This window comes from Paludibacter sp., from assembly GCF_009712605.1.
In the GTDB taxonomy this organism is placed as follows: Bacteria; Bacteroidota; Bacteroidia; order Bacteroidales; family Paludibacteraceae; genus Microbacter.
This window is the reverse complement of the sequence record NZ_WASO01000002.1, coordinates 1-24,971: the sequence shown is the minus strand read 5'-3', so window position 1 is coordinate 24,971 and position 24,971 is coordinate 1. Positions and strand designations below refer to the sequence as shown.

The following is a 24,971-nucleotide window of genomic DNA, read 5'->3' as shown; positions in this document are numbered from 1 at the left end:
ACCTTTGCAGTATAAATTTATACTAAAACAAAAAGAAATGGCTACACAAGACTTACGATTCGAAACGCTGCAGGTACACGCAGGACAAGAGGCTGACCCAACCACAAAATCGAGGGCAGTGCCTATTTATCAAACCAGTTCGTATGTTTTTGACGACGCGAAAGAAGGCGCCGATCTGTTCGGACTACGTAAATTCGGAAACATTTACACCCGTTTGATGAATCCTACCACCGACGTGTTTGAAAAACGTGTTGCGGCTCTCGAAGGCGGAGTAAGTGCATTGGCCACTTCATCCGGGCAATCGGCTCAGTTCATTGCCCTCAACAATATTGTTGAAGCAGGAGATAACTTTGTTTCAACACCACACCTCTACGGAGGAACTTATAACCAATTCAAGAATCAGTTCAAACGTCTGGGTGTTGACGTCCGCTTTACTGTTTACGATCAACCCGAAGAATTTGAAGCTTTGATCGACGAAAAGACAAAAGCCATCTATCTGGAAACAATCGGCAATCCCGACCTCAATGTACCCGATTTTGAAGCCATTGCCGCCGTTGCCGACAAACATGGCATCCCACTGATTGTGGACAACACGTTTGGCGCCGGTGGTGCTATCTTCAAACCGCTCGAACACGGAGCTACCATTGTAGTAGAATCGGCAACCAAATGGATTGGCGGTCACGGGACATCGCTCGGCGGAGTAATTGTAGATAGCGGCAAATTCAACTGGGGCAATGGAAAATTCCCTGCATTTACCGAACCATCACCAAGTTATCACGGATTGGTATTCTGGGATGTATTTGGTTTCAACGGACCTTTCGGAAATATTGCTTTCAACATCCGCGCCCGGGTTGAAGGCCTTCGCGACTGGGGAAATGCCATCAGTCCATTCAATTCATTCCTGTTAATCCAGGGATTGGAAACACTTTCTTTGCGGGTAGAACGTCATGTAAGCAACGCTTTGGCATTGGCCGAATGGCTCGAACAGCATCCGAAAGTGGAATACGTAAACTATCCCGGGCTGAAAAGCAGCAAATACCACCAACTTGCTACCAAATATTTCAAAAACGGCTTTGGCGGCGTTCTCACTTTCAAGGTAAAAGGAGATCCTGCTAATGCAGACAAACTGATTGACAACGTACAACTACTGAGTCACCTTGCCAACGTAGGCGATGCCAAATCGTTGATTATACACCCGGCAGCTACCACTCACGAACAACTTTCGCCCGAAGAACAAAAGGCATCGGGTGTGGAACCTGGCCTGTTGCGCATTTCGGTGGGTATCGAACATATCGAAGATATCAAGGGCGATCTGGCTCAGGCATTGGATAAAATTTAATTCAAACATGGTAGAGACGCATTGCAATGCGTCTCTACAACACAAAAATATCATTATCATGGCAAAAATTGTAACCCAACTGACAGACTTAGTCGGTAATACGCCACTATTGGCGCCAGCTAATTTCGCGAAGAACCATGGCCTCAAAGCCAAAGTCGTTTTCAAGCTCGAATATTTCAACCCGCTTGGGTGCGTAAAAGAACGTATTGCAAAATCGATGATTGAAGATGCGGAAGCAAAGGGAACTCTAAAGCCGGGAGCCACCATTATTGAACCGACAAGCGGAAATACCGGCATCGGTCTGGCTTTTGTATCGGCTGTGAAAGGATACAAACTGATTCTGACCATGCCCGAAACGATGAGCATCGAACGCCGCAACCTGTTGAAAGCCCTGGGAGCAGAGATAGTACTGACCCCGGGTACAGAAGGGATGAAAGGGGCTATCCGTATAGCCGAAGAGGTAAAAGAGAAAACACCCGGCTCAATTATTTTGCAACAGTTTGAGAACCCTGCCAACCCTGCCATTCACAAGAGCACAACCGGGCCGGAAATTTGGCGCGACACTGATGGTGAAGTCGACATTTTTGTTGCAGGAGTGGGCACCGGAGGTACCGTAAGCGGTGTTGGCGAAGCGCTGAAAGCATTCAAACCTTCGGTAAAGATTGTCGCTGTGGAACCGAAATCGTCGCCTGTTCTGTCGGGAGGCGCTCCCGGTCCCCACAAAATACAGGGTATTGGAGCCGGTTTTCAACCCAAGACCTATAATCCTGCGGTAGTAGACGAAATTATCCCAGTTGGCGACAACGATGCAATCAAGACAAGCCGCGAACTGGCACAGACAGAAGGCTTATTGGTTGGTATTTCTTCCGGAGCTGCCGCTTATGCCGCTTTGGAACTTGCAAAGCGTCCTGAAAACGAAGGTAAAACCATTGTAGCACTGCTCCCCGATACCGGCGAACGCTACTTATCGACCGTACTTTATGCTTTCGACGAGTATCCTATACCGTGATACTCAACCGTAATTTGTTTTGCCAATTCTGAAATATATTGATTCAGCTAACTGAATCAAACAAAACCGGAATCTATTGAGAAATAGCTACCGGTAACAAAGTGAGTGATTGTGAAAAAAGTCGTCCTTGCCATTAACAGCAACGGACGACTCTTTTTTTATACGAACCGAGATTTTTATCTTCTGTGATGCGGAGGAGGCGGTGGTCCGGGTTCGGTTGCAGCTTCCAGATAAACTGCTCCTGCCACAACAGCGACCGTACCGACGCCGCCCATTATATGACCGAAAGTTGTTGTTCTGTTGACATAAAACATCTTGTCTGAAGCCAATACAGAAGATGGCCCCATAGATGTCTGCATAATTTCGGACACCCAAAATGGCTGATCGATGTAAATCGAATTATTGAAGCTATCGTTGGTTGACAAAGTCAGGAAACACCTGAAAGTAAAAGGTGTATTCTCCGGAGTAAAATTATATTTATCTACTTTTGAGCCATCCTCATCGCCAAATGGCACTCTTTTTTTCAATTCCTGTGGTAAGGGCTTTATAAAGTTGCTCATAATGGCCAACGGTCGTACAGAGACATATGAATCGGGAGGTATAAAGCTAATTTGTTCTCTTTTATCAATCATGCCGACCGTTTGAGCACTATTTATGGCAATGTTACCCATACGCATTGTTCCGCCAACGGTGGTAGAACTAACACTCATCTGATCATTCCAGAGGCTAAGACGCGATCCATCCCCATAAACTACAGCCGATTTCTTCCAGTCGACATATAAAGGCTGAGCCATTTTATTATACACCTGAATAGTCAACGGACAGTTATATCCGGAAAAGACATAACGAATTCTTACCGTATCGTTCTCCCAGACAAAAGACTGTTGATCTGGTCGATACACATTACTATCGAGAGTAATGTACTGATATTGAGTGCACGCACCCAATAATACAACACAAAATAACAAGAAATAGTTCCGCATAGTAAATCTCTTTATTGATTGAATTATTACATATGATAAAAATACTCTGACAAAAGGGAAAAACAAAAGGAATCCTGTGTATTTTAATCTAATATTTGTCAAATAGCTTTAATATACAGATGAAATAAAAGGAATAAATGCTGCAAAAAGAGAGCAATTATTTTAGAAAAATCAGCACGTGCACTTATTCTGGATATCTCAGCTTATAAACAAAAGAGCACAACCCATAAAGGATTGTGCTCTGTAAAAATGCTTTAGTGCTTAAATTTGTTATTGAACAGGAATATAAATTTCCGTTTTTGATTTTTCAGGAGCTTCCGGATCAGGATGGTTGAGATATTTTTCATAACAGGCTACATCACGTAACTGCATTCCGCTCTCGGGCAACCAATACCCGAAAATCGTATCATATACAGAACCAAGATTTGCATATGCCCCCTGGTAGTGAAAGACGGCAAATTTACCACCCTGTAGGATTTTTACCCCGATTTCACCTTCCGCTTTAGCCTGTTTATGGATAACCAGACAAATATCCGTTCTCAATTTGTCTGGTTCGGTAACTTTAGGGTCGTCATGGTATATGCACACATGCTGAATGCCTGCAGTAAAGAGTTTCTGCGATTTGACATAACCCCAGAGTTTGGTCCAGGCTCCGGCAAAATCGAGCGAAGAGTAATCGCCAGTATGCCGTATATAAATAAGACTCTGATCCTCGAGATCAAGAATTTTCGGAGCTTTCAGGTTTAGCGCCGGATTGATAAGTGCTGGTTTCATAATAATAAAATTTTTGTCGTTCCTAAATTCGATCGGCGATATGCCGTAATATTGATTGAAGATTTTAGACAGTGACGAAGGCATCTCATACCCCACTTTGAAAGCAACATCCTGCACCGGGATATCGGTATATCGCAAGAGTCTTGCCGCTGTTTCTACCCGCATCCGGGTAATGTAAGCTCCAATCGGTTCACCCAAAAATGCCTTGGTGATGCGGTGAAAATGAAACTGAGACAGGTTCGACAAATCAGCAAGTTTACTCAAGTCAAGTTTTTCATCCAGATGATTGTTGATATATTCCGTCACGATATTGATGCGTCGGAGATACTCCTCTCGTGTGGTAAGTTTGTTTTGCATAATCGTTTGTTGTTGGACATTGCAAAGATACGCCTTCTATAAACGACCCGTCTTGTCCGATCTTGCTTATTTGAAAATTACTTTTTCTACTGACAAATTCTTCTTACATTCGTCGCATATTATCACAAAAAACTATTACACTCATGAAATACGGATTTTTCATCATCATGTTTGCCTTCTTTTTGGCCATGTTCGGCTATGTGATCGGGCGTGGATGGCAAGCATTACCTACTCAGGGCTACTGGCGGCAGCTTTATGCCGGATTGAGCATTCTACTCTTTGCCTCCTTTTTTGTGGCTCTTTTTCTGGGACAAACGATGCCGTTGGGTATGGCTTCAGCCATCTCGTTTGCGGGCGACACCTATTTTCTGGTAATGATTTACCTGTTACTCTCCTTTCTGGCTGCCGATCTGGTGCGTGCCGTTAATTCGTTTGTTCATTTTGCTCCACCGGGTATGATGACTTTCCGGTTTTGGTGGCTGATGGCCAGTTTCGGAGTGATCGCCATTGCTCTGATTGCAGGCAACTACAAATTCAACCATCCGGAAGTGGTAACACTCAATCTTGAGACCAATAAACCGAAACAAGGGAAAGAACTGCGCATCGTGGCTGTTAGCGATCTGCACGTAGGTTTTTCTATTCGCAAAAAACAACTGCAACGTTACGTACAGATGATTAACGATCAGCATCCGGACATCGTGTTGATTGCGGGTGATTTCTTCGACCGGGCGGTGGAACCAGTTGTAAAGCAAAAGATGCAGGAAGAATTACGAAACATTCACGCACCGAAAGGCATTTATGCCATCAACGGGAACCATGAGTTCTATTCGGGCAATTTGAAAGCAGTCGATGATTTTTACCAAAGCGCGGGCGTTCGCTTGCTGACGGACAATGTGGCATTAATCGACAGCGCGTTCTACCTCATCGGACGCGACGACCGTACCAATACGCACCGCAAAGCATTAAAATACCTGACGGAAGGTCTTAACCCTGCTCTTCCTACCATTCTGCTCGATCACCAACCCCACCATCTGGAAGAGGCGGAGCAAAACGACATCGATCTCCAAATCTCGGGGCATACGCACGAAGGACAATTTTTCCCTGGCAACCTGATCGTAAAACGGGAATTTGAGCAGGCTCACGGTTATTTGCGAAAAGGTAAAACGCAATATTACGTCTCGTCAGGACTGGGCATCTGGGGACCGCAATACCGCATTGGCACCCAATCTGAACTGGTAGTGATAAATTTGAAGTATTAGCTATTGCTTTCAATTATAGAATAATCTTGTAATGCTTTAATCCGACCCCTCCCGACCTCCCCAAACTAGGGAGGAGTTCGGCCGGTAAAACTTATAACGCACTACCTTATTATTGCAGATGTACACCCTCCCAATTGGGAGGGATGGGGAGGGTCGACACAAACACAATACCACAAAATCAAACTCATGCCAGATAAACAAAAGAATGATAGCCCAGCATCAGAACGTCCTGCGTGGAAAACCGCAGATCCATTTGTTTACAGTCAGATAAAAGATGTACGACAAAAAATGAGAAATGTTATGACAGAAGCAGAAAAAGCTGTCTGGGCTCACATCAAATCGAAAAAATTAGGAGTCAAATTCCGCCGTCAACATGTCATTGGTCCTTATATTGTTGATTTTGTCGCCCTCGAATACAATTTAGTAATAGAAATTGATGGTGGTATTCATAAGAAACAGACACTACAAGACAAAGAACGCTCCTTTAATCTGAATCAAAAAGGATACAAAGTAATCCGATTTACAAATGAGGAAGTACTAAATGATATTATGTCTGTTATAGGACAAATTCAAGACCAGACCCGTCCAGATCAAAGGATGATCATTTCGTAAAGAAAACAATAGAAAGCTTTTTTCTTGCAAAACCCACTCTTCAGGAACTATCTTTGCGAAGTAAACAATGTAATGAATGACCGAAAACACACCTTCTTCCACTCACGAATACGTTCACGCCACGGAGTTTGCCGATTTGGCGCTCGACATTGCCACGACGATGCTGGCTTCAGGAGCCCACTGCGGACGCATCACCCGTAATCTGGATCGCCTGGCAAAACGATGGGAACTGAACGTACAAATGCAGCTTACCTTTATCGGTGTAGCCATGACCGTCACCAGCGAACACGACCCATACCACACCGTTACCCGTTACCGCTCTACTCCGCCCCACTCCGTACACCTTGAACTGCTCACCGAGTTCAGCCGCCTGACGTGGAAAGCGGCCGACGGTGACCTCAACTTCGAACAGGTAAAAAAAGAGACCGAACGCATCAAAAAGATCAAACATTATAGCTACTGGTCGGTAGCGCTGGCAGTAGGGTTCTCCTGTGCCTGCCTGTGTGTGCTGGCCGGAGGAGGCCTCATCGACGCTATTGTTGCCTGTATGGGCGCTTTTATCGGATCAATCGTCAGGGTATTTATCATGCACCACAAGTTTAACCCGATGATTTCGTTTGTCATTGCCTCTTTCGTCACCACCATGGTGTCAGGCGCCAACATGGTGTTTCACTGGGGTTCGGCTCCGGAGGCAGCACTTGCCACTGCCGTACTCTATCTGGTACCGGGCGTACCTCTCATCAATTCGCTTATCGACCTGATAGAAGGACACCTCTCGTCGGCATGGAACCGGGCACTCTTCGGGGCATCCATTTTGCTTTGCATTGCCGTCGGAATGACGCTGAGCATCTCTTTGTTGGGTCTTAATAACTTTTAGCCATGACCTCAGAACTTCTACTTCGCATATTACTCGATTTCGTACTGGCTTTTGTGGTCGGTTTCTGCTGGGGTATCCTCTTTGGTTCTCCCAAACGCATTCTCTGGATGGCAGGTTTGCTCGGTGCACTCGGACATAGCCTCCGCTTTGTTTTGTTGGAAAGTGGCGTGGTGCTCATCACCGCCACCATGATCAGCGCCGTCACCATTGGCATTCTGGGTATCTACTGCGCCCACAAGGTACACCATCCGCCGGTGGTTTTCACCATGCCGGCTTTCATCACCATGATTCCGGGACTGTATGCCTACCGCACCATGCTGGGCTGCATCAAGCTCACCGACCCGGCTATCGTGCAGAAAACACCCGACATTATGGTACAGATCGGGCACAACCTGATGCTTACGCTGTCACTGCTGGCAATTTTAGCGATTGGCATTTCCATTGCCGCATTGCTATTCAGAACAAAAAGCGTGAAAGAAATTAACTTCGGCAAAAAGCAGAAGGTAAAGAAAGCCGAGTAACAAACAATAAGGCACAAAAAAACACAAGGCGTAAGTACAAACTTAAACCTTGTGTTTTTTTTACCGAACGAACAATCAGCGAATGATAACTTTTCCGACACCCAGAACTTTCGTTCCGCTTTGTAATCGACAGATATAAATACCTTGTGGCTTGCCACTTAAATCGACATCAGCTTTACTGTTATTCAACAATTGCTGATGAACAGGCACTCCTGCTGCATTGATAATTAGCAAGCTCACACTCTGATCGGTACCTGTCTCTATCGTAAATCTTCCATCGGAAGGATTCGGGAATATTTTAAGTTGTGCTGTAGCATCCACAATCTCGTCTCCCGTTGCAACTGAAGTTCCTAAGGCACCAACGACATAAGTCGAGCTTTGTACTCTGGCAGTCCCATCGTAATAACTTGTCACGGTGGGCGATAAATTCACTCCCGCATTGATCGCCGGCGAAGTCGATTTGAGGTAAAAATTAGAAATAGACGCATCGACAAAAAGAGGATCAGTTGTTGTCAGGTTATTGGTGAGGGTTGTACTACTACCCATATTTTCTATAGCTCCGGCATTGTTTTGCCAACAAATATTGTTCTCAATTTTTGCTCCGGTGCTCCCTGACTGAATTTTCACTCCGGCATATCCTCCTGAGCCTGCATTGTTTGAATAAATCGTGTTATTGTACACACAGGTATTTACCGCCACATCGATCTGAACACCCCCGTTATTATTCCAAATCAGGTTGTTATAGGCCATATTGCCTTTTCCACAGGAAAGAATAATACCACAACCACGACCTCCGGCATATGCGTTATCATGAATGCTGTTGTTCCGAACAATGTTACTATCCACGGCTATTCCCGTATCGCTATATACATGCACACCCCAACCTGCATTATGGTGAATATCACACCCGTCGACCAGATTGTTGGCGCCGGTTATGTACAATCCATGATGAAAGTCTGTTGTTCCGTTGTTGTGAACCTGTAAATTGATAAATTGATTGCCCACGCTGTTGTGGTCGACAAAAACGCCCTGATTAGGAGCGTTAAAAATTTCACTATTCTTAAACATGATATGATTTGCCGTGTACGATGGATCGGATCCTGTATATGTGATTTTTACCACATTATCAGCAATATTAATTCCATCGAGATGCAGATTATCAAAAATCAGATACTTCGCTCCACCTGCAGTCCCCATTAAGCGGATCACTTCATCGACTCCCGTATTAGGCCGAATAGTCACCGTTTCACCCGGATATCCGGCAACCGTAACCGGTTTGCTCCAGGAAATGCCGCTGGGAATGGCAATCATGTTTTGATTCAATGTTTCAGCATACACACCGCTACGTATGTAAAGAGTATCACCTGCCGAAAGACAGGTTAGTCCCGATGCAATTGTCAGTTTTGGGGTGGTTATATTTTGCGCCTGAGTGGCTGTTCGTGAGTCACTCCCGTTTTTTGCAACATAATAGACTTTCGCAAAGCTTGTATTTTCAATGGCACATATCAATAAAAAGCTAATTGTCAATAAAATAGTTCTTCTCATACTTGATACACAAAATTCATTTTCTACTTAATATGGAGACGTTACATTTGTAAATGGTTTCTAATCTCGCTCTTTTCTTTTTTTACTGAGGGTAATACATCTCTGTACCATCAATTCTATTGACAGCACACGGTGTAAAATGCTCTGTATACAGGATATGCAAGCCCCTTTCCTGCAATCAACAATCGACATTTTCACGCGAGGGGAAACGTGATGGGATACTTATACTTCCGGCTTGTAAGATTTACTGAATAACAAACAAAACAACTTTATAGAATGTAACTAATAGCATTTATAGGAAAGACGAAGCAATCATTGATGCTTAAAACAACATGATTACAGGATATTCCAAATGCTGGTAAAGAAAGATGAAAACCATCTCTCCATGACAATAAAACTTTACGGAGACTTACTAACTATGCTTATAAACAATTGACGGAGAGTCGAAGCTGTGAACAAACAGGATTCTACCAAAGACCTGCTAAACACATACCAAATGCTTCCTCAAGGCAGAAAAATATACTAAGTCTGTTCCTAAATACTTATAAACGGAATGTCATTGCCCGATTCTCATTGATCCCAATGGCAATACTCTTCCAGTTATTGATTTTGATGCAAAGTTAGAAAATTTGCGCAATACAAACTACTTATATAGCTGATTTAAAGTCATTTATAAATATATAACACAAAAATGTTACTAATTCAGAAGAGGTGTTTTTATCAGACAGCCATCCCTAACAAAAGGATATTCGAAGCTCTGTAGAGAATAGATATAAAAGGCGCATCAGCATTAGGTTTCTGCAACACACAGCTATTTTACGGGAATAAAATTTCTACGGCTTGACTGGTTCACACTTGCTAAATATAAGTCTTTTTGAGTTTTAAACGAACAAACATCATCAGTTTGCAACATTTAAAACATATATTTGCAAGGAAAATAAATGTCACGTTATTAGAACAAAACGCAATTTCGCAAATGTTGAATAGAATTGCCGAAGTTTAATTATGTTCCCAACTGCGACACTAATATTCTAGATCGATAAATACTGATTAGGCTTTGAAAGGTGATAAGGAGTATTGTGAACACGTGATGCAAAAGAAATTGACACATTACACATTATTAATTATTTTATAACTATGAATTTTTTAATGAAATATGCACAATGGATAAGCATTATAGGTGGATTAATTGCTCTACTAGGAGGTTTCCTTTCTTATAAAAAAGCAGAACTTGAAGGTAAAACAACCAATTCTAAAATAGATTCGACAAAAGAAACGTCTGAAAATAATCTTGCATTATCTCTAAAAATAAAAGAATTAACAGAGATCAACAAACAGTTAATCAACTCCAATCTTGAAATAACAAATAATAACAGTGTATTAGCTTCTCACAATTATGATTTGACTAAACAAATAACTCAAATAACTAATAAGACGGTAAATTATATTACAGGAGCAAATAGTTACTGTTTTATCAGTCTTACATTTCAAGATAAAAACGATGATGAAACTGCAGTGCTTTCACTTTACAATACTGGACCTAATCCTCTATCTGACATAAACGTTCATATTATACGAGACAATAATTTCGACCAGTTCAGCGACCTACATATGGATATGTTACAGCCCAATAAATTAACTACGACAGATTTAAAGATTAAATTAGATATTCACAGAAAGCATCATATCCTTTATTTCATATCAACTAATGGATGTAACTTAAGACAAGAATCATATTATGAATTCAAAAATAATTATTGGGATACGCAAACTTCTGTATATGATAAAAAAACAGATGAATTAATTATCCAACGATAAGTTTTCTTTAGAATCTCATATAATTTCATTATCAACTTTTAATCACACACCAATACAACAGCCTCCGAAACTGTAATACGGACAAATTCCATGATCCGTTAAAAACGGAATAAACACCCGCATTAATTACACCGTCAACAATAATGTTTCACCCTCTAAAATGTTTTGAACATGAAGAAAAAAATTTTGTTTCTCACCGGCGATTTTGCCGAAGATTATGAAACGATGGTACCGTTTCAGATGTTGGAAATGGTAGGTTACGAAGTGCATGTGGTATGTCCAGGCAAGAAAAAGGGCGACACGGTAAAAACCGCCATTCACGATTTTGAAGGCGATCAGACTTATTCCGAAAAACCGGGCCACAATTTCACACTAACCTATACGTTCGACGAAGTAACGGTGAGCGATTATCTTGGTTTGGTGATTGCCGGTGGCCGCGCGCCCGAGTATCTCCGCCTCAACGACAAGGTTATCGACATCGTGCGCTATTTCTTCAATCACAACAAGCCGGTAGCTGCCGTCTGCCACGGCATTCAGATCCTCACCGCAGCCGATGTGGTAAAGGGACGCAAACTGACCGCCTACCCTGCCGTGGGTCCCGAAGTGACGCTGGCCGGAGGCGAATTCCACCCCATTGCAGCCGACAAAGCCTTTGTGGACGGCAATCTGGTCACCTCACCTGCATGGCCCGGCCACGCCGCCTTTATACGCGAATTTCTGATATTGCTGGGTGCCACCATCGAAATATAATTATAAACAGAAAGACCCGAATCTCCACTAATAGTAGTAGGAAATTCGGGCCTTTTGTTGTGTAAATCAGACTCTATTTATTCAATGCGCTGTTCTTTCTTCCGTAAAGCAGATAGACCAATAATCCGAGACCCATCCAACCGAAAAAGACGATCCAACTATTGATGGGAATTTCAATCATCAGGTAAAGGCAGCACAACACCCCCAGAATGGGAATTAATGAGAAGTGTTTTACAAATGAAAGTACGGCCACTACAACGGCTATCGCAGAAAACAGCAAGAAGAGAATTTCCTCCAGATTTTCTGCCTCTACATGAAGCAGGGCAGTGGCAAGGCGCTGCCGAAAAAGCAGTAAAAACAGCCCCACCAAAGCAGGGATAATCCATCGTCCGTTGATATAGGGCAACTGGAAGCCCGATTCTTTCTCAATTCTTGGCAACAGCAATACACCACCGCATACCAGGACAAAGGCAAAGAGCGTACCGATACTGGTCAGATCTGTCATCAGCAAATCGTCAATAAATAATGATGGGATACCCACCAACAAGCCGGTTACAATGGTGGCAAATCCGGGAGTAAGCCGTTTTTTATTGATCTTCCCGAAACGTTTGGGCAACAAACCATCACGACTCATACTCATCCAGATACGCGGTTGTCCGATCTGAAACACCAGCAATACACTGGTGGATGCTATCACTGCACTGACAGAAATAATAAAGCCGACTTTGTGCATATTGATCGCGTTGAACACATAGGCCAAAGGATCCGCTACACCTTTGAAATCGGAATATGGAACCAGTCCTGTAATGACCAACGTCGTTACCACATAGATTACCGTGCAAATCAACAACGAATAGATCATACCGCGGGGCAAATCGCGCTTGGGATTGGCGCACTCCTCAGCTGTGGTAGAGATGGCATCGAAGCCGATATAGGCAAAGAAAACCGAGGAGACACCTTTGAGCACGCCAGTCACACCGTTAGGCAAAAAAGGCGACCAATTGGTCATCTTATCGTCGGAGAAAATCACCCAGAAACCCACCACAGCAATAAAAGCCAGCACCACTAACTTGAGGCCGACCATAAAGTTGGCACTTTTCTTACTTTCGCTGATACCGATGTAAGCCAGCAGCGTAACAAAGCCCACAATCAGAAAGGCCGGTAAATTCATCACAATATGAAATCCGGCAATAACCGGTGCCTGCGCATAAGCAGTCTGACTGACATCCTTGCCGGCAGCTAACAGTTCGGAGTAATTGGCTTTTGCTGTTTGCCAACCAATAGTGAGCCAGTACGGAAGATGAATATGCACCGCCTCCAGCAAATTATTGAAATAGGCGCTCCAACTGATGGCTACCACAATGTTACCGATAGAGTATTCCAGAATCAGCGCCCAACCGATAATCCAGGCTATCAACTCTCCAAAAGTTACGTAAGAATAGGTATAAGCGCTTCCGGCCACCGGTACCCGACTGGCAAACTCGGCATAACACAGTGCCGTAAATCCACAGGTAACAGCTGTGATTAGAAAAAGGAAAATCACGCCCGGACCGCCGTTGTAAGCTGCCGTTCCGATGGTAGAAAAAACACCGGCTCCGATCACCGCCGCCACGCCCATAAAAGTCAGGTCGCGCACCCGTAGTACCTTTTTCAGGACACCATGGGTACGCACCTCTTCCACTTCGGCCTGCAACGAAGCCATATCTTTTTTCCGAAATAAACTGTTATTCATTATTAAAACGAAATTTTATCTATTGAACTCGTCTTGACTTTTTGGAGACAATGTTTTGTTCTCAATTTTCATCTTCCGACCCCTCCTAGCCTCCCCTAAATGGGGAGGAATTCGTCCTTAAAACGAGAAAATCTTGCGCATTGCACAAAGTTACAGCCCCCATTTGGGGGTTGGGGGTCAAAAAATAAAAAGTCAAGATGACTTCTATTAGTACTTAAAACAGATCCAGTTGCAACTGAATCGACTTACGGCCTGCCGTTTCTCCCGCATTACTGATTCCCAGTCCCAGCAGGCGCACTTTCTGCCCACCCAGATCGGTATTTCGAAGGATGGTTTTGGCTGCCGACCACAATTGCTGAAAGTCTTTCACCACTTCGGGCAACGTGCGGCTTCGGGTAATAATCTTAAAGTCAGCAAATTTTATTTTCACGGTCACTGTTCGCCCGAAGAACTGCTCTTTCTCCATTCGTTTTATCACCTCCAACGCCACCTGGTACAGCTCCAGTTGCAAGTGTAATACAGAATCCTTATCCTGATCGAACGTACTTTCTGCACTTACCGATTTAGTGATACGGTCAGGTTCCACCTCCCGGTAATCGAGTCCACGGGCATTGAGATAATACTGATGACCGGCCTTCCCAAAAAGATCGACTAACACTGCCTCAGAACATTTTTTCAGGTCGGCACCGGTGCGAATGCCGTGCTTGTGCATTTTTTCAGCCGTCACTTTTCCTACTCCGAAAAACTGTTCCACCCGTAAGGTTTCCACAAATTTTTCGGCAGCCTGGGGCCGTACCACAAAAAGACCGTCGGGCTTACGGTAATCAGAAGCAATTTTGGCCAGAAATTTATTGAACGAAACTCCGGCTGAAGTTGTCAAGCCGGTCTCTTCTTTGATTCGTTGCTTGATCTCACGGGCTATAATCGTTGCCGACGGATTTCCTTTCTTATTTTCCGTCACATCCAGAAAAGCCTCATCAAGCGATAAAGGCTCCACCAGATCGGTATAATCAAGAAAAATCTGCCGTATCTGGTCGGAGACTGCATGATAAACATCAAAATGCGGAGGGACAAAAATCAGGTGCGGACATCTTTTTAGCGCCGTGGTAGATGCCATTGCCGAACGCACGCCATACCGGCGGGCTTCATAACTGGCAGCAGCCACCACGCCACGCGCTTCGGGATAGCCAACGGCAACCGGTTTGCCCCGGTAATCAGGATTATCCCTCTGTTCGATAGAAGCATAAAAGGCATCCATGTCGATATGTATGATTTTCCGTACCATGCAAATCAATGAAGAACAAAGATAACCATTCCATCATAAATAATAACAAATCCCGCAGTCGCCAATAAACGATTGCGGGATTACTATTTGGACTCCAACTACTTGCACTCAGAATACACGGAAGAATCAGAGGATCGCAGAGATGAAACCAATCGATTTCCGTATAATCTGTGTTTTCCGTGTGCTAAATTGTTTTATTCCTGAAAATAGACACGTTTAACACGACGCGAGACATTGGTCAGCAATTCATACGAAATAGTGCCTATCGAATCGGCCAGTTCGCTGATGTTGCGTCCCTTGCCGAAAATTTCAGCCGTATCGCCTTCGTGCACATCCATACCGGTGACATCGATCATGGCTACATCCATACATATATTACCCACAACCGGAGCCAGTTTGCCGTTAATCAAAACCTTTCCCACTCCGTTTCCGAACCTGCGATCGAATCCGTCGGCATACCCCAGCGGCAGCACCGCAATCTCACTGTCGTGCTCCACCACTCCACGGCGACTGTAACCTACCGTTTCGCCGGCTTTCACCTTACGCACCTGAAGCACCGTTGTTTTTAGCGTACAAACGGTCTCCATCTCGGGCGAATTTACCGCACTAATGCTGTAAAGGCCGATTCCCAGACGTACCATATCAAACTGATATTCGGGGAAACGTTCGATGCCCGGCGAATTGAGAATATGGCGCAAGAATGAATAGCCGATTCCATTTTGCAAGGTGTCGGCACAATATTTGAAAAGATCGATTTGCTGATGGGTAAAATCATCGAAAGCAGGACTGTCAGCACCGGCAAGATGCGAGAAAATCGACTGTACCTGCACCGTTTCCTGGTCTTTCAAAATGCCCACAAGCTCGTCCATATCCGGTTTTTCAAAACCAAGACGATGCATTCCGCTATCTATTTTGACATGAATAGGATAGTGACTCTCGCCATAACGAACCGCTGCTTTGATAAAGGCATTGAGCAGGCTGAAACTGTAAATTTCGGGTTCCAGTTGGTATTCAAACAGCAGATTGAAGCTGTTGGGCTCTGGATTCATCACCATGATAGGCAAGGTGATGCCTTCGCGACGCAGTTCCGCGCCTTCGTCGGCTACGGCTACCGCCAGATAATCGCACCGATGATGTTGCAGGGTTTTGGCTACCTCCACCGAACCGCTGCCGTAAGCAAAAGCTTTCACCATGCAGACGATCTTTGTTTCGTGACGGAGTTTGGAACGGAAATAGTTGAAATTATGCACCAAAGCACTCAGGTTCACCTCCAGTGTGGTTTGGTGGGTAATATTTTCAAGTTGTTCGGATATTTGTTCGAAATGGAAGTTACGCGAACCTTTCAGCAAAACCACCTCGTTTTTCAGGGCTTTCCAGCGTCCTGACCCCAAAAACGATTCAGTACTATTAAAGCTCTCCTTTTGAGGAATATTGAATTTATCGAGTTGTTTCGAGATTTCGGTTCCAATACCGATCAGACGGTTAATACCGCTCTCCTGTACAAGGTTAGCAATATTGGAATAGAGTTTTTCGGCAACTTCACCGCTCTGCAAAATATCCGACAGCACCAGAGTCATGTTCATCTGCTTGTCAGCTGCCTGACGGCGGGCAAAATCGAGCGCAATGTTCAGCGAGTTGATATCGGCATTGTAACTATCGTTGATTACCAGACAATCGTTGCGACCTTCTTTCACTTCCAGGCGCATAGCTACCGGTTCGAGCAACTTCATGCGGGATGCAATAAGCTGCATATTCAACGATTTGTTTTCGATTACCGTTTCGAGCAAAATCCATGTCGACAGGCAGTGCAGGCTGTTTTCCACCGAAGCGTCGTCAGTAAACGGAATGCTGTAAACGATGGTTTCGTTGCCAAACTTACAGGTTATGGTACTCACTTTGCCGATTTTATCGATACCCAACACCTGCAAATCGCAAAGTTGATCGTATCCCCAAATAAACCGGCGGCATCGCAGGCCTGATTCTAAAATACACTTTTCAACAACAGCATGATCCTTGCACGAAATCAGCCATTGAGCATCGGTAAACAACAGCAATTTTTCGCGGCATTTTTCAATCAGCGAGGAGAAGTTTTCCTGGTGCGCCTGACCGATATTTGTCATCACACCTACCGTTGGACGAATAATATGTTCAAGCCGTTCAATCTCTCCTTTTTTGGAAATACCGGCCTCGAAAATGCCAAGGTTATTTTGTTCGTTGATTTGCCAAACCGACAGCGGAACGCCGATCTGAGAGTTGTAGCTTCGCGGTGAGCGAACCGTATTGTAATCGTTGTGAAGTAATTGCGAAAGCCACTCTTTGACAATGGTTTTACCGTTACTTCCGGTGATGCCGATTACAGGCAGCGAAAAGTGGTTGCGATGAAAGGCTGCCAACTGTTGCAGAGCCTGCAACGTATCGTTGACAATCAGGAAACTGGCATCCTGCATCGAATCGAAATCGGACTGAAAGTCACTTACCACAAAATGGCGCACACCGTGGTTATAGAGGTCGCGCACATAACGATGACCGTCGTTACTGGCGGAACGTAAAGCAAAAAAGAGTGTGTCGTCCGGAAAAATGAGCGAACGACTGTCCGTCAACAGGCGGCTGATATTGCCCTCGGTACGCAACAGCGACTTTCCCCCGAGCAATTGGGCAATATGAAAGATTGAATAAGTCATTGGAATTTACAATTTAATCATTGACAATTTACGATTGAACGGGAGAGCCAGTTTTCAGACCAAAGTTAACTGGTTCATTGGCAATTGTCACATTGTTCAATATTGTCTTGCTCCGAAAATAGAGCTACCGACGCGAACCATGGTGCTTCCCTCCTCAATGGCAATGCGATAATCATCGGACATTCCCATCGATAAGGTATCGAACCATGGCTTATCGGCAAAATAAGAAGTTTTAAGTTGATCGAAAAGAGTTTTGAGTGAGCGGAACTCAGCACGAACCTGAGTTTCATTGTCGGTAAAAGTTGCCATCCCCATAAGTCCGCAAATACGTACCGAATTCAGGGTATCGAGAATACCTGAATTCAGAGCATCTGGCACTTCTTCCGGAGAAAAGCCGAATTTGGTCTCTTCGCAGGCAATGTGCACCTGCAAAAGGCAATCGACAGTGCGGCCGGCCTTTGCAGCCTGTTTATTGATTTCTTCGAGCAAACGGAGAGAGTCTACACCGTGTATCAGCGCAACAAAAGGAACAAGAAACTTAACTTTATTAGTTTGAAGATGACCAATGAAGTGCCAAACAATATCTTTTGGAAGGGTGTCATATTTCTGACATACTTCCTGAACCTTGCTCTCTCCAAAAACTTTTTCACCGGCTGCATAGGCTTCTAAAACGGAGTCGTTTGGATGAAATTTTGAGACGCATACCAACTTCACATGAGAAGGCAGTGTTGCTCTGATGGCGTTCAAATTATCGGCAATCGACATGATATAAACAATTCAAAATTCAAAGTTTAGCTATCGCTGATTTTCAATTCAAGTTCAATGTCACAACCTGAAGGATACAGGTTTTAGCAATTTAATCGGAAGTTTCTCCGTTTTCTTCGCGTGGTCCGCCGGCATAAGGATAAACGTCCATAATGGCAGTTTCTGCAATTGTAGCTATTTCCCAATCGGATAATGTATTGCCTAATTTTTCAATAAGAAGCATTAATCCGTCTTTCAGATTAGCTGCCTGCACCATCATGGTTACGGCTGTTTTCTTTTCAACCCCTTTTTCCTCGTCAAGAGAGATAAAGTTAACTTTTGCACGGTACCATTTATCGCCACTCGGGTTATCGAACAGTTCGGCAATACGGGCTCTTTTGATATTGCTCACTGTAAATTCTCCGCTCACGAAAGGTTTTATTTCTTCTATGATACGGGCTTCGGCTTCTGTAAACGAAAGCGCATCCACCAGATAAGGTTCATTTACCTTTTTGGGGAGTCCGTCTTCCCCTGTTTTTTCATAACGAACTTTGCATTCAAACCAGGTATGCATTGTATTATTTATTTATTATGAGCATGTTAATTTTCGAACTAAACTAAATCGTTTTGTCCTGTATATCCAATTTTGTTTTAGGAGTAAAAGTTGTCGGAAGCGGCATATCGTATACTTTGTTACGGAGAAAATCTCCCAAAGCTTTGGCTTCCTTAAATTGTTTTATTTCTTCAGCCGTTATAAGTTCGCCTATTCCGATGCGCGGTCGTTGTCCTTTTTTATTGAATAGCTCATATGGCATTCTCAAACTACGGATTCTCCAGTCTACCAGACCCAGAAAATAGAAGAAAATTGAGTTCTTATCATAAAACCGAATGGGAAGAACCGGTACTTTTGCAACCTGAATCAATTTCAGAATACCATCCTGCCATTGACGATCGCGCACCCGAAGCGTTTTGCAACTAAACATTGAAACAGCCCCTGCAGGAAAACACCCTACCGGATGCCCGTCTCTCAGGTGATGCAATGTTTCTCTCATGCCATTGATTGCAGCAGCAGAGGGCGTTGTGTTGTGTCCGATACGAGGCTGAACCGAGATAAAGTTTTCATCCATTGCTTCGATCAATGTCAGTATCTGATTCACCATCACTTTGTAATCCGATCGGATACCTGCCATCAAATGAATGAGCATAATACCGTCCAATCCGCCATAGGGGTGATTAGAGACCGTAATAAAAGGACCTTCAGGCAGGTGCCGGAGGCGTTCTGCATTACCCACCCGGTAATCGACACCAAAATCTTTCAAGAGACCTTCTGCAAAAGCGGCTCCTGTATGATCACAGGATCGCCCGTAAGCCCAATTGATCCGGTCTATTGCAAGAAGATGCAGTACAACTTTCCCCAGCCAACGTCCTAACTGGCCTCTGAAAAACAGAGATTTCTTCGCTAAAAATTCAACATCGATCACTGTCCGCTTCATACGCAAGCTATGGCACCATCTTTTGTGGAGTTTCTACATATTCTGATGGTTCGGTTTTAACCGCCAGATAATTGGTTCTCATCTTTACCTTCATTAATAATATTCCCACGCCCATCCAGAACAATTCTCTTACACGGGTTACCAGACTCACGTAAATACCAAGGCCGGCTGGCAATGAAAGAGCTCTGAGCGCCAATGCAAAACCACCTTCACGGGTTCCAATTTGCATCGGAGAAAAGAACAATATATTAGTAAAGAGGCTCATAAACGAGTAAACCACCACCGACTCCACGAGACTTACATCCACATTGACCGGCTTCAAAATTACATATACCTCAAGGCAATTCATTATGCGGGCAATTACCTCCAGACTAAGTGCCGTAAAAAATGCTTTCCGGCGGGCTCCATAAAGATAAGATATCTGTGTGTCGATTTTTGAAAGCTGATTCTGGTATTTATCCTTAAATGGGGATACCCATTTTTTCAACAAGGGTAAACGGGCAAAAAAATTGAATGCTTTTACAGCCATTCCTCTCCGGTAACCTCGCCAAAGGAGCGTCAGCACAATAACGAATGCCACGAATGTAGCTATCAACACAATACTAAGCGACAACTTCATGGGTAAAAAGAGTGCTGCCACGACAATCGACAATGCCCAGAAAATACAATGAGCCGAAATGTGGGTCATTGTGTACAGCAACACCGACGAGGTTGCTTTTTCCACGCCCAGCATTGGCTTGAATTCCATGATTTTATAGGGATCTCCGCCGACAAATCCTAGCGGAGTAGCAGCTTTGAGGGCAAATCCACTTAAAGTAATTTTAAAAACATGAAGAAAAGGTACAATGCGATGCTCGGGCACATCATCACGAATGATGGTATTAAATGCCGTTGTATTAACCAGATAGATCGGCAGCCACATACCAATAATGGCAATAAACCACCACCCGGTCTTTTGCACGTGTGCCACGATGGTATCCCACCCGATGCACCACGCTATCACGACCAAAGCGACAAGGCCCAAAGCGAAGAACAGATTACGTCCGAGGTTTGTACTTATCTTTCCCATTCAAAATGTTAGAGTTGATTTAAGCTACGGCACATTTTCTCATGGCGATTGATTGCGAAGCCCAACAAAGGATTGAGGATAACAATTTCGCATACAAAATAAAACCATTCAACATCAAGCAGTAAAGTTACAAGCATAACAATACTTCTTGCATTGAAAGTAAAACAATCCAGCAAAGGCATCATTTTCAGACTTTCGGAACGAAATTCCGCAATTTTCTCTTCGGGAAATCCGTTGGGATATGTTTCGTGTAAACGTTTAATGTAGCGATGTAATTCAGGTGTTCTGCGCTCCTGATTCAACGTGTAGATATGATACAATTTGAGAAAGAACTTTTCAACAGGTTCCTTCTTCCAATTGAGCGACTGAAAATGTTGTTTCACAGAATCGGCATCCTCAAACTCACTATTTTTTCCACCTTTCAGAAAATGGAGATGCAATGTTTTGTAGTAATCTATCATTGCTGCCTGATTGAAGTGAGAATAAGCCGATACAAGAGCAATCAGAAAAACCCACCATCCCCATACAAAACCGTAATGAGATAAGATCTTGTCATGTCCGTGTATGAGTCGCAGGCAAATGGTGGTATAGAATGTAAGGAACCAGATATCTCCGCAGAAACCATCTAAGATTCGTCCTATTTTAGATTTAATGCCGGTAATACGCGCTAATTGTCCGTCGACACAGTCCAGAATATTTGCAAATACCAACAGGCCAAAGCCAAGGAGATTAATTGCAAGGCTATCATCCGGGTAAAAAAGAATGCAGCCCATCATTCCAACAAAAATGGAGATAATGGTAATAATATTCGGAGTAACGGGGGTGGATTTGAGAAGTAAAGCTATCTGAAAACCGATAGGACGATAAAAAACTCTGTCGAGCCAATTTTCCGTATCCCACGATTTTAGTGAATCTTTGAAGGTAACCGATGATTTTGTGTCCATTGCGTACTTTATTTGTAACGATACTTTCCTGCAATCTAACAAGTAAATATCAGCTGCAAATTTAGAAAAAAAAAGCATATGCAGGTTTAATATGCCCGCATAAGTTTTAAGACATATTAAGCCAGTCGATTAGCACACAAAGCCGGCTACTTATAACTGTATCCGCCATCGCAAACAACGACCTCTCCGTTCATGTATTGGTTATTGATAAGCAGCCAATACACATCAGTTAATTCCTCCGGGGTACAGAATCGCCCCATCGCCAGTTTGCGGTTAATATTGTCACGAATTTCGGCCGGTTTTGTTTTTTGCCATTCGGTATCAACAAATCCGGGAGCCACAGCATTAACCCGTATACGTTTACCTGCAAAAAATTTCACCAAATTCTTCACCAGTGCATGAACCGAAGCCTTGGTCACGCCGTAAGCCAAAGAAACAGAGTGTGGATGAATGGCCATCAACGAACCGGTAAACACAACGCAACCACCTTCCTCAAAAGAAGAGTAAAGTTTTTGCATCAAAAAAACAGGGAAATGGACGTTTGCATTAAAAACCTTCAACCAGTTTTCGGGTTCAATTTGCAGAAAATCGCTTCTATCGGTCATTCCTGCGTTAAATACGACACAACTAAGCGAGATTTGTTGTTCCGCTAAGAAATGGCTTATTATATCAATCGAACTGAGATCCGAAATATCGGCTTTCAACAACATTACTTTTGATGGAAAACGTTGTTCGAACTCATTCCAAACCAGAGAAGCTGTTGTTTCATCGGATGAATAGGTCATCACAACCGACATACCTTCTTTCAGCAGTCGTTCGCAAACTGCCTTTCCTATTCCCCTGGTTGCCCCGGTTATCAGTGCTGTCTTACTCTTCATCCTGCTTTACAAAAGTTGGCTTGGCTTTACGTTCAGCATGCAACTGCTGATCGTATGATTCATAAATAGTTTTCTTCAGCGATGAAGACGAAACTCCGTCGCCATAAGGAAAGTAGAACACATCTACTCCCAGCTCCTTCAGGTAATCATATTTACCGAACCAGTCATCACCCACAACGAAAGCGTCAATGTTCAGTTTCTTCACAATCTCGGTATGATCGAGCGTATGCTGCGGAATTACAAGATCCGGAGCCTTGAGTGCTTCAATAATCAACATCCGTTCGTTGAAAGGAATGATCGGAGCAGCCTTATACGACTTCACTAATTCGTCGGTACTTACGCCAACAATCAAAATATCTCCCAACCCTCTGGCATAATTAATCATTTTCAGGTGATTGGAGTGGAACATATCAAAAGTTCCGGATGTATAAACGATGGTTTTTTTATTGAACATGATAAAATCTTAGTAAAAACAGAATATAATTGTGATAAAAAAAAGCTAACTTGCAACGTTTTTAGGGTTGGATCGCTCTTTTTCCTGAATATGCAAAGGTATTTATTTATTTGAGTCTACCGGACTTTTTTACACATTTTTTCTTTGCTTTCACAGGGAAAAAATCCTTTCTCTTTCCAACCTGACAGTAAATTTACATCAAATTAGTCTTCTAAAACTTTTAAACGTTCACGTCCATGAATACATTTCTCGACTCAGATCTGGAATTACTCAAAACCAAAGGAATTGCTGTAGAAACCTGTACTGAACAATTGAACCGTTTCGCTGCCGGATTTCCTTTCCTGCAAATAGAAAAAGCAGCCGCCATCAACGACGGAATTTTAAAGATTGAGACTTCTCATATCGATCACTATATCCAGTTCTGGACTGATTTTCTTGCCGAAAAGAAGAAAATTGTAAAGTTCGTACCGGCTTCGGGAGCTGCAAGTCGCATGTTCAAAAACCTGTTTGAATTTATCGACGGTGAATCTGACACTCCAGTATCTGATTTTGAAAAGAAATTTTTCTCCGACATTGAATATTTCGCTTTTTATGAAGCACTGAACACAATATGTTTTCATAACGAAGGCCGTACCATACCTCAACTTATCGAAGCCGGAGAATACAAATCCATCGTGCGCAACCTGCTTGAAGAAAAAGGGCTGAATTATCAAAACCTACCGAAAGGATTATTGCTTTTCCATCGCTATCCCGACGAAGTCCGCACTCCGGTACAGGAACATCTGGCCGAAGGCGCTGCCTATGCGGCCAACAACGAAGGTGAGGTCAACATTCATTTCACAGTTTCCACCGAGCACCGCAAACTGTTCGAACAGCATGTAAAAGAAAAGCTGGCTATTTTGGCTACAAAAAACAACCTTCGTTATCATGTATCATTTTCGGAACAAAAACCTTCGACTGATACACTGGCTGCCGACGCTGATAACCAACCTTTCCGCGAAGACGGCAAACTGCTTTTCCGTCCGGGTGGACACGGCGCACTGATCGAAAACCTGAACGATATCAATGCTGACGTGGTTTTCATTAAGAATATTGACAATGTCACTACGGACAAACTTAAAAAACCGACCATTACCTACAAACGCCTATTGGCCGGCATACTTGTGCAAACCCAGAAACAGATTTTCGGTTTCCTCCACGAACTGGACAACAAAGATATTTCGGATGCCAAGCTGGAAGTGATCAAACAATTCTGCACTTCACGCCTTTCCATCCATAATCCGGCCATTGCAGGTTACAGTCGCGAAGAGCTGATTCAATATTTGCACAACAAGTTGAACCGTCCGTTGCGGGTGTGCGGCATGGTAAAAAACGAAGGCGAACCCGGCGGCGGCCCCTACATTGCAGTTAACGCAGATGGAACGGCTTCCCCTCAAATCCTCGAAAGCTCTCAAATCGACACCTCCGATCCCGAAAAGGTAGAGCTAATGAAAAAAGCGACACACTTCAATCCGGTAGATCTGGTTTGTGCCATTAAAGATTACAAAGAAAAGAAATTCGATCTGCCGAAATATGTGGATAAAAACACCGGCTTTATCTCTTCCAAATCCAAGAGCGGAAAAGAGTTGAAAGCTCTTGAACTGCCTGGTCTGTGGAACGGAGCCATGAGCGACTGGAACACCATTTTCGTAGATACCCCGGTAGAGACATTTAGCCCGGTAAAAACCGTAAATGATTTATTGAGACCGGAACACCAGTAAAAATCACCCCCGATATTAAACCCCGAAGGCTTTGAAGTGACCCCAAAAAGTTAGACAGATTAATACTTATATTCCTTGTAAAAGAGC

At 43.6% G+C, this 24,971-nt stretch carries 22 protein-coding genes; 9 read left to right on the top strand and 13 right to left on the bottom strand.

All coding sequences use genetic code 11. The annotated features are described in order from the left end of the window. Positions 1-37: 37 nt before the first annotated feature. Together F8N35_RS03080 and cysK are read left to right on the top strand one after the other, a co-directional pair. Positions 38-1,339, top strand: coding sequence for an O-acetylhomoserine aminocarboxypropyltransferase/cysteine synthase (locus tag F8N35_RS03080; RefSeq protein WP_293049890.1), 1,302 nt, complete (start codon positions 38-40; stop codon positions 1,337-1,339). A 58-nt stretch (positions 1,340-1,397) separates the two neighbouring features. Next, the gene (cysK, locus tag F8N35_RS03075) at positions 1,398-2,348 is read left to right on the top strand and encodes a cysteine synthase A (RefSeq protein ID WP_293049889.1); all 951 of its coding nucleotides are present in this window, start codon (positions 1,398-1,400) and stop codon (positions 2,346-2,348) included. A 176-nt stretch (positions 2,349-2,524) separates the two neighbouring features. Here the strand turns inward: cysK and F8N35_RS03070 are convergent, their stop codons facing one another. Further along, on the bottom strand, positions 2,525-3,331 hold the full coding sequence (locus tag F8N35_RS03070) for a hypothetical protein (protein WP_293049888.1): 807 nt from the start codon (positions 3,329-3,331) through the stop codon (positions 2,525-2,527). A 270-nt stretch (positions 3,332-3,601) separates the two neighbouring features. Continuing rightward, a complete protein-coding gene (locus F8N35_RS03065) occupies positions 3,602-4,462 on the bottom strand; it encodes an AraC family transcriptional regulator (RefSeq protein ID WP_293049887.1) in 861 nt (286 codons plus the stop codon). 143 nt (positions 4,463-4,605) lie between these two features. Here F8N35_RS03065 and F8N35_RS03060 point away from each other — a divergent pair, with 143 nt between their 5' ends. The 4 genes from F8N35_RS03060 to F8N35_RS03045 all read left to right on the top strand — a co-directional run bounded on the left by F8N35_RS03060 (position 4,606) and on the right by F8N35_RS03045 (position 7,731). Continuing rightward, positions 4,606-5,721 carry a metallophosphoesterase gene (locus tag F8N35_RS03060; RefSeq protein WP_293049886.1) on the top strand — a complete coding sequence of 372 codons (1,116 nt, stop codon included), beginning with the start codon at positions 4,606-4,608 and terminating at the stop codon, positions 5,719-5,721. A gap of 186 nt (positions 5,722-5,907) precedes the next feature. Then, on the top strand, positions 5,908-6,333 hold the full coding sequence (locus F8N35_RS03055; protein WP_293049885.1) for an endonuclease domain-containing protein: 426 nt from the start codon (positions 5,908-5,910) through the stop codon (positions 6,331-6,333). A 76-nt stretch (positions 6,334-6,409) separates the two neighbouring features. Next, the gene (locus F8N35_RS03050; RefSeq protein WP_293049884.1) at positions 6,410-7,210 is read left to right on the top strand and encodes a threonine/serine exporter family protein; all 801 of its coding nucleotides are present in this window, start codon (positions 6,410-6,412) and stop codon (positions 7,208-7,210) included. 2 nt (positions 7,211-7,212) lie between these two features. Further along, complete coding sequence (locus F8N35_RS03045; protein WP_293049883.1) at positions 7,213-7,731, top strand: threonine/serine exporter family protein; 519 nt, start codon at positions 7,213-7,215, stop codon at positions 7,729-7,731. A 75-nt stretch (positions 7,732-7,806) separates the two neighbouring features. Here the strand turns inward: F8N35_RS03045 and F8N35_RS03040 are convergent, their stop codons facing one another. Further along, entirely contained in the window at positions 7,807-9,276 is a 1,470-nt protein-coding gene (locus F8N35_RS03040; protein ID WP_293049882.1) for a right-handed parallel beta-helix repeat-containing protein, read from the bottom strand. A gap of 1,137 nt (positions 9,277-10,413) precedes the next feature. On the opposite strand from F8N35_RS03040, the gene F8N35_RS03035 reads away from it, so the two are divergent. Continuing rightward, positions 10,414-11,094: a hypothetical protein gene (locus F8N35_RS03035; RefSeq protein WP_293049881.1), complete on the top strand. Its 681-nt coding sequence runs from the start codon at positions 10,414-10,416 to the stop codon at positions 11,092-11,094. Positions 11,095-11,265: 171 nt separating this feature from the next. Then, the gene (locus tag F8N35_RS03030; protein ID WP_293049880.1) at positions 11,266-11,844 is read left to right on the top strand and encodes a DJ-1/PfpI family protein; all 579 of its coding nucleotides are present in this window, start codon (positions 11,266-11,268) and stop codon (positions 11,842-11,844) included. Positions 11,845-11,917: 73 nt separating this feature from the next. Here F8N35_RS03030 and F8N35_RS03025 read toward each other — a convergent pair whose 3' ends face one another. From F8N35_RS03025 to F8N35_RS02980, 10 genes are all read right to left on the bottom strand, one after another. Beyond that, a complete protein-coding gene (locus tag F8N35_RS03025; protein WP_293049879.1) occupies positions 11,918-13,576 on the bottom strand; it encodes an amino acid permease in 1,659 nt (552 codons plus the stop codon). A 214-nt stretch (positions 13,577-13,790) separates the two neighbouring features. Further along, the gene (dinB, locus tag F8N35_RS03020; protein WP_293049878.1) at positions 13,791-14,861 is read right to left on the bottom strand and encodes a DNA polymerase IV; all 1,071 of its coding nucleotides are present in this window, start codon (positions 14,859-14,861) and stop codon (positions 13,791-13,793) included. A 194-nt stretch (positions 14,862-15,055) separates the two neighbouring features. Further along, a complete protein-coding gene (locus F8N35_RS03015; RefSeq protein WP_293049877.1) occupies positions 15,056-17,542 on the bottom strand; it encodes a bifunctional UDP-N-acetylmuramoyl-tripeptide:D-alanyl-D-alanine ligase/alanine racemase in 2,487 nt (828 codons plus the stop codon). Between the two features lie 96 nt (positions 17,543-17,638). After that, a complete protein-coding gene (locus F8N35_RS03010; RefSeq protein ID WP_293049876.1) occupies positions 17,639-18,307 on the bottom strand; it encodes a YggS family pyridoxal phosphate-dependent enzyme in 669 nt (222 codons plus the stop codon). Positions 18,308-18,398: 91 nt separating this feature from the next. Beyond that, entirely contained in the window at positions 18,399-18,860 is a 462-nt protein-coding gene (locus F8N35_RS03005) for a DUF4494 domain-containing protein (protein WP_293049875.1), read from the bottom strand. A 43-nt stretch (positions 18,861-18,903) separates the two neighbouring features. Next, a complete protein-coding gene (locus F8N35_RS03000; protein WP_293049874.1) occupies positions 18,904-19,779 on the bottom strand; it encodes a lysophospholipid acyltransferase family protein in 876 nt (291 codons plus the stop codon). Between the two features lie 7 nt (positions 19,780-19,786). Then, entirely contained in the window at positions 19,787-20,848 is a 1,062-nt protein-coding gene (locus F8N35_RS02995; RefSeq protein ID WP_293049873.1) for a lysylphosphatidylglycerol synthase transmembrane domain-containing protein, read from the bottom strand. Between the two features lie 8 nt (positions 20,849-20,856). Further along, positions 20,857-21,792 carry a CDP-alcohol phosphatidyltransferase family protein gene (locus F8N35_RS02990; RefSeq protein WP_293049872.1) on the bottom strand — a complete coding sequence of 312 codons (936 nt, stop codon included), beginning with the start codon at positions 21,790-21,792 and terminating at the stop codon, positions 20,857-20,859. A gap of 146 nt (positions 21,793-21,938) precedes the next feature. Further along, positions 21,939-22,670, bottom strand: a complete 732-nt coding sequence (locus F8N35_RS02985; RefSeq protein ID WP_293049871.1) for an SDR family oxidoreductase — start codon at positions 22,668-22,670, stop codon at positions 21,939-21,941. Then, positions 22,660-23,124: an adenylyltransferase/cytidyltransferase family protein gene (locus tag F8N35_RS02980; RefSeq protein ID WP_293049870.1), complete on the bottom strand. Its 465-nt coding sequence runs from the start codon at positions 23,122-23,124 to the stop codon at positions 22,660-22,662. The genes F8N35_RS02985 and F8N35_RS02980 overlap by 11 nt, the downstream gene beginning before the upstream one ends. 236 nt (positions 23,125-23,360) lie before the next feature. Here F8N35_RS02980 and F8N35_RS02975 point away from each other — a divergent pair, with 236 nt between their 5' ends. After that, positions 23,361-24,884 carry a DUF4301 family protein gene (locus tag F8N35_RS02975; RefSeq protein WP_293049869.1) on the top strand — a complete coding sequence of 508 codons (1,524 nt, stop codon included), beginning with the start codon at positions 23,361-23,363 and terminating at the stop codon, positions 24,882-24,884. Positions 24,885-24,971: the final 87 nt, after the last annotated feature.

What these genes read in the sequence shown, in the direction of transcription:
- F8N35_RS03080 (WP_293049890.1), top strand. Translation starts at nt 38, where the DNA reads ATGGCTACACAAGACTTACGATTCGAAACGCTGCAGGTACACGCAGGA.
- cysK (WP_293049889.1), top strand. Translation starts at nt 1,398, where the DNA reads ATGGCAAAAATTGTAACCCAACTGACAGACTTAGTCGGTAATACGCCA.
- F8N35_RS03070 (WP_293049888.1), bottom strand. Translation starts at nt 3,331, where the DNA reads ATGCGGAACTATTTCTTGTTATTTTGTGTTGTATTATTGGGTGCGTGC.
- F8N35_RS03065 (WP_293049887.1), bottom strand. Translation starts at nt 4,462, where the DNA reads ATGCAAAACAAACTTACCACACGAGAGGAGTATCTCCGACGCATCAAT.
- F8N35_RS03060 (WP_293049886.1), top strand. Translation starts at nt 4,606, where the DNA reads ATGAAATACGGATTTTTCATCATCATGTTTGCCTTCTTTTTGGCCATG.
- F8N35_RS03055 (WP_293049885.1), top strand. Translation starts at nt 5,908, where the DNA reads ATGCCAGATAAACAAAAGAATGATAGCCCAGCATCAGAACGTCCTGCG.
- F8N35_RS03050 (WP_293049884.1), top strand. Translation starts at nt 6,410, where the DNA reads ATGACCGAAAACACACCTTCTTCCACTCACGAATACGTTCACGCCACG.
- F8N35_RS03045 (WP_293049883.1), top strand. Translation starts at nt 7,213, where the DNA reads ATGACCTCAGAACTTCTACTTCGCATATTACTCGATTTCGTACTGGCT.
- F8N35_RS03040 (WP_293049882.1), bottom strand. Translation starts at nt 9,276, where the DNA reads ATGAGAAGAACTATTTTATTGACAATTAGCTTTTTATTGATATGTGCC.
- F8N35_RS03035 (WP_293049881.1), top strand. Translation starts at nt 10,414, where the DNA reads ATGAATTTTTTAATGAAATATGCACAATGGATAAGCATTATAGGTGGA.
- F8N35_RS03030 (WP_293049880.1), top strand. Translation starts at nt 11,266, where the DNA reads ATGAAGAAAAAAATTTTGTTTCTCACCGGCGATTTTGCCGAAGATTAT.
- F8N35_RS03025 (WP_293049879.1), bottom strand. Translation starts at nt 13,576, where the DNA reads ATGAATAACAGTTTATTTCGGAAAAAAGATATGGCTTCGTTGCAGGCC.
- dinB (WP_293049878.1), bottom strand. Translation starts at nt 14,861, where the DNA reads ATGGTACGGAAAATCATACATATCGACATGGATGCCTTTTATGCTTCT.
- F8N35_RS03015 (WP_293049877.1), bottom strand. Translation starts at nt 17,542, where the DNA reads ATGACTTATTCAATCTTTCATATTGCCCAATTGCTCGGGGGAAAGTCG.
- F8N35_RS03010 (WP_293049876.1), bottom strand. Translation starts at nt 18,307, where the DNA reads ATGTCGATTGCCGATAATTTGAACGCCATCAGAGCAACACTGCCTTCT.
- F8N35_RS03005 (WP_293049875.1), bottom strand. Translation starts at nt 18,860, where the DNA reads ATGCATACCTGGTTTGAATGCAAAGTTCGTTATGAAAAAACAGGGGAA.
- F8N35_RS03000 (WP_293049874.1), bottom strand. Translation starts at nt 19,779, where the DNA reads ATGAAGCGGACAGTGATCGATGTTGAATTTTTAGCGAAGAAATCTCTG.
- F8N35_RS02995 (WP_293049873.1), bottom strand. Translation starts at nt 20,848, where the DNA reads ATGGGAAAGATAAGTACAAACCTCGGACGTAATCTGTTCTTCGCTTTG.
- F8N35_RS02990 (WP_293049872.1), bottom strand. Translation starts at nt 21,792, where the DNA reads ATGGACACAAAATCATCGGTTACCTTCAAAGATTCACTAAAATCGTGG.
- F8N35_RS02985 (WP_293049871.1), bottom strand. Translation starts at nt 22,670, where the DNA reads ATGAAGAGTAAGACAGCACTGATAACCGGGGCAACCAGGGGAATAGGA.
- F8N35_RS02980 (WP_293049870.1), bottom strand. Translation starts at nt 23,124, where the DNA reads ATGTTCAATAAAAAAACCATCGTTTATACATCCGGAACTTTTGATATG.
- F8N35_RS02975 (WP_293049869.1), top strand. Translation starts at nt 23,361, where the DNA reads ATGAATACATTTCTCGACTCAGATCTGGAATTACTCAAAACCAAAGGA.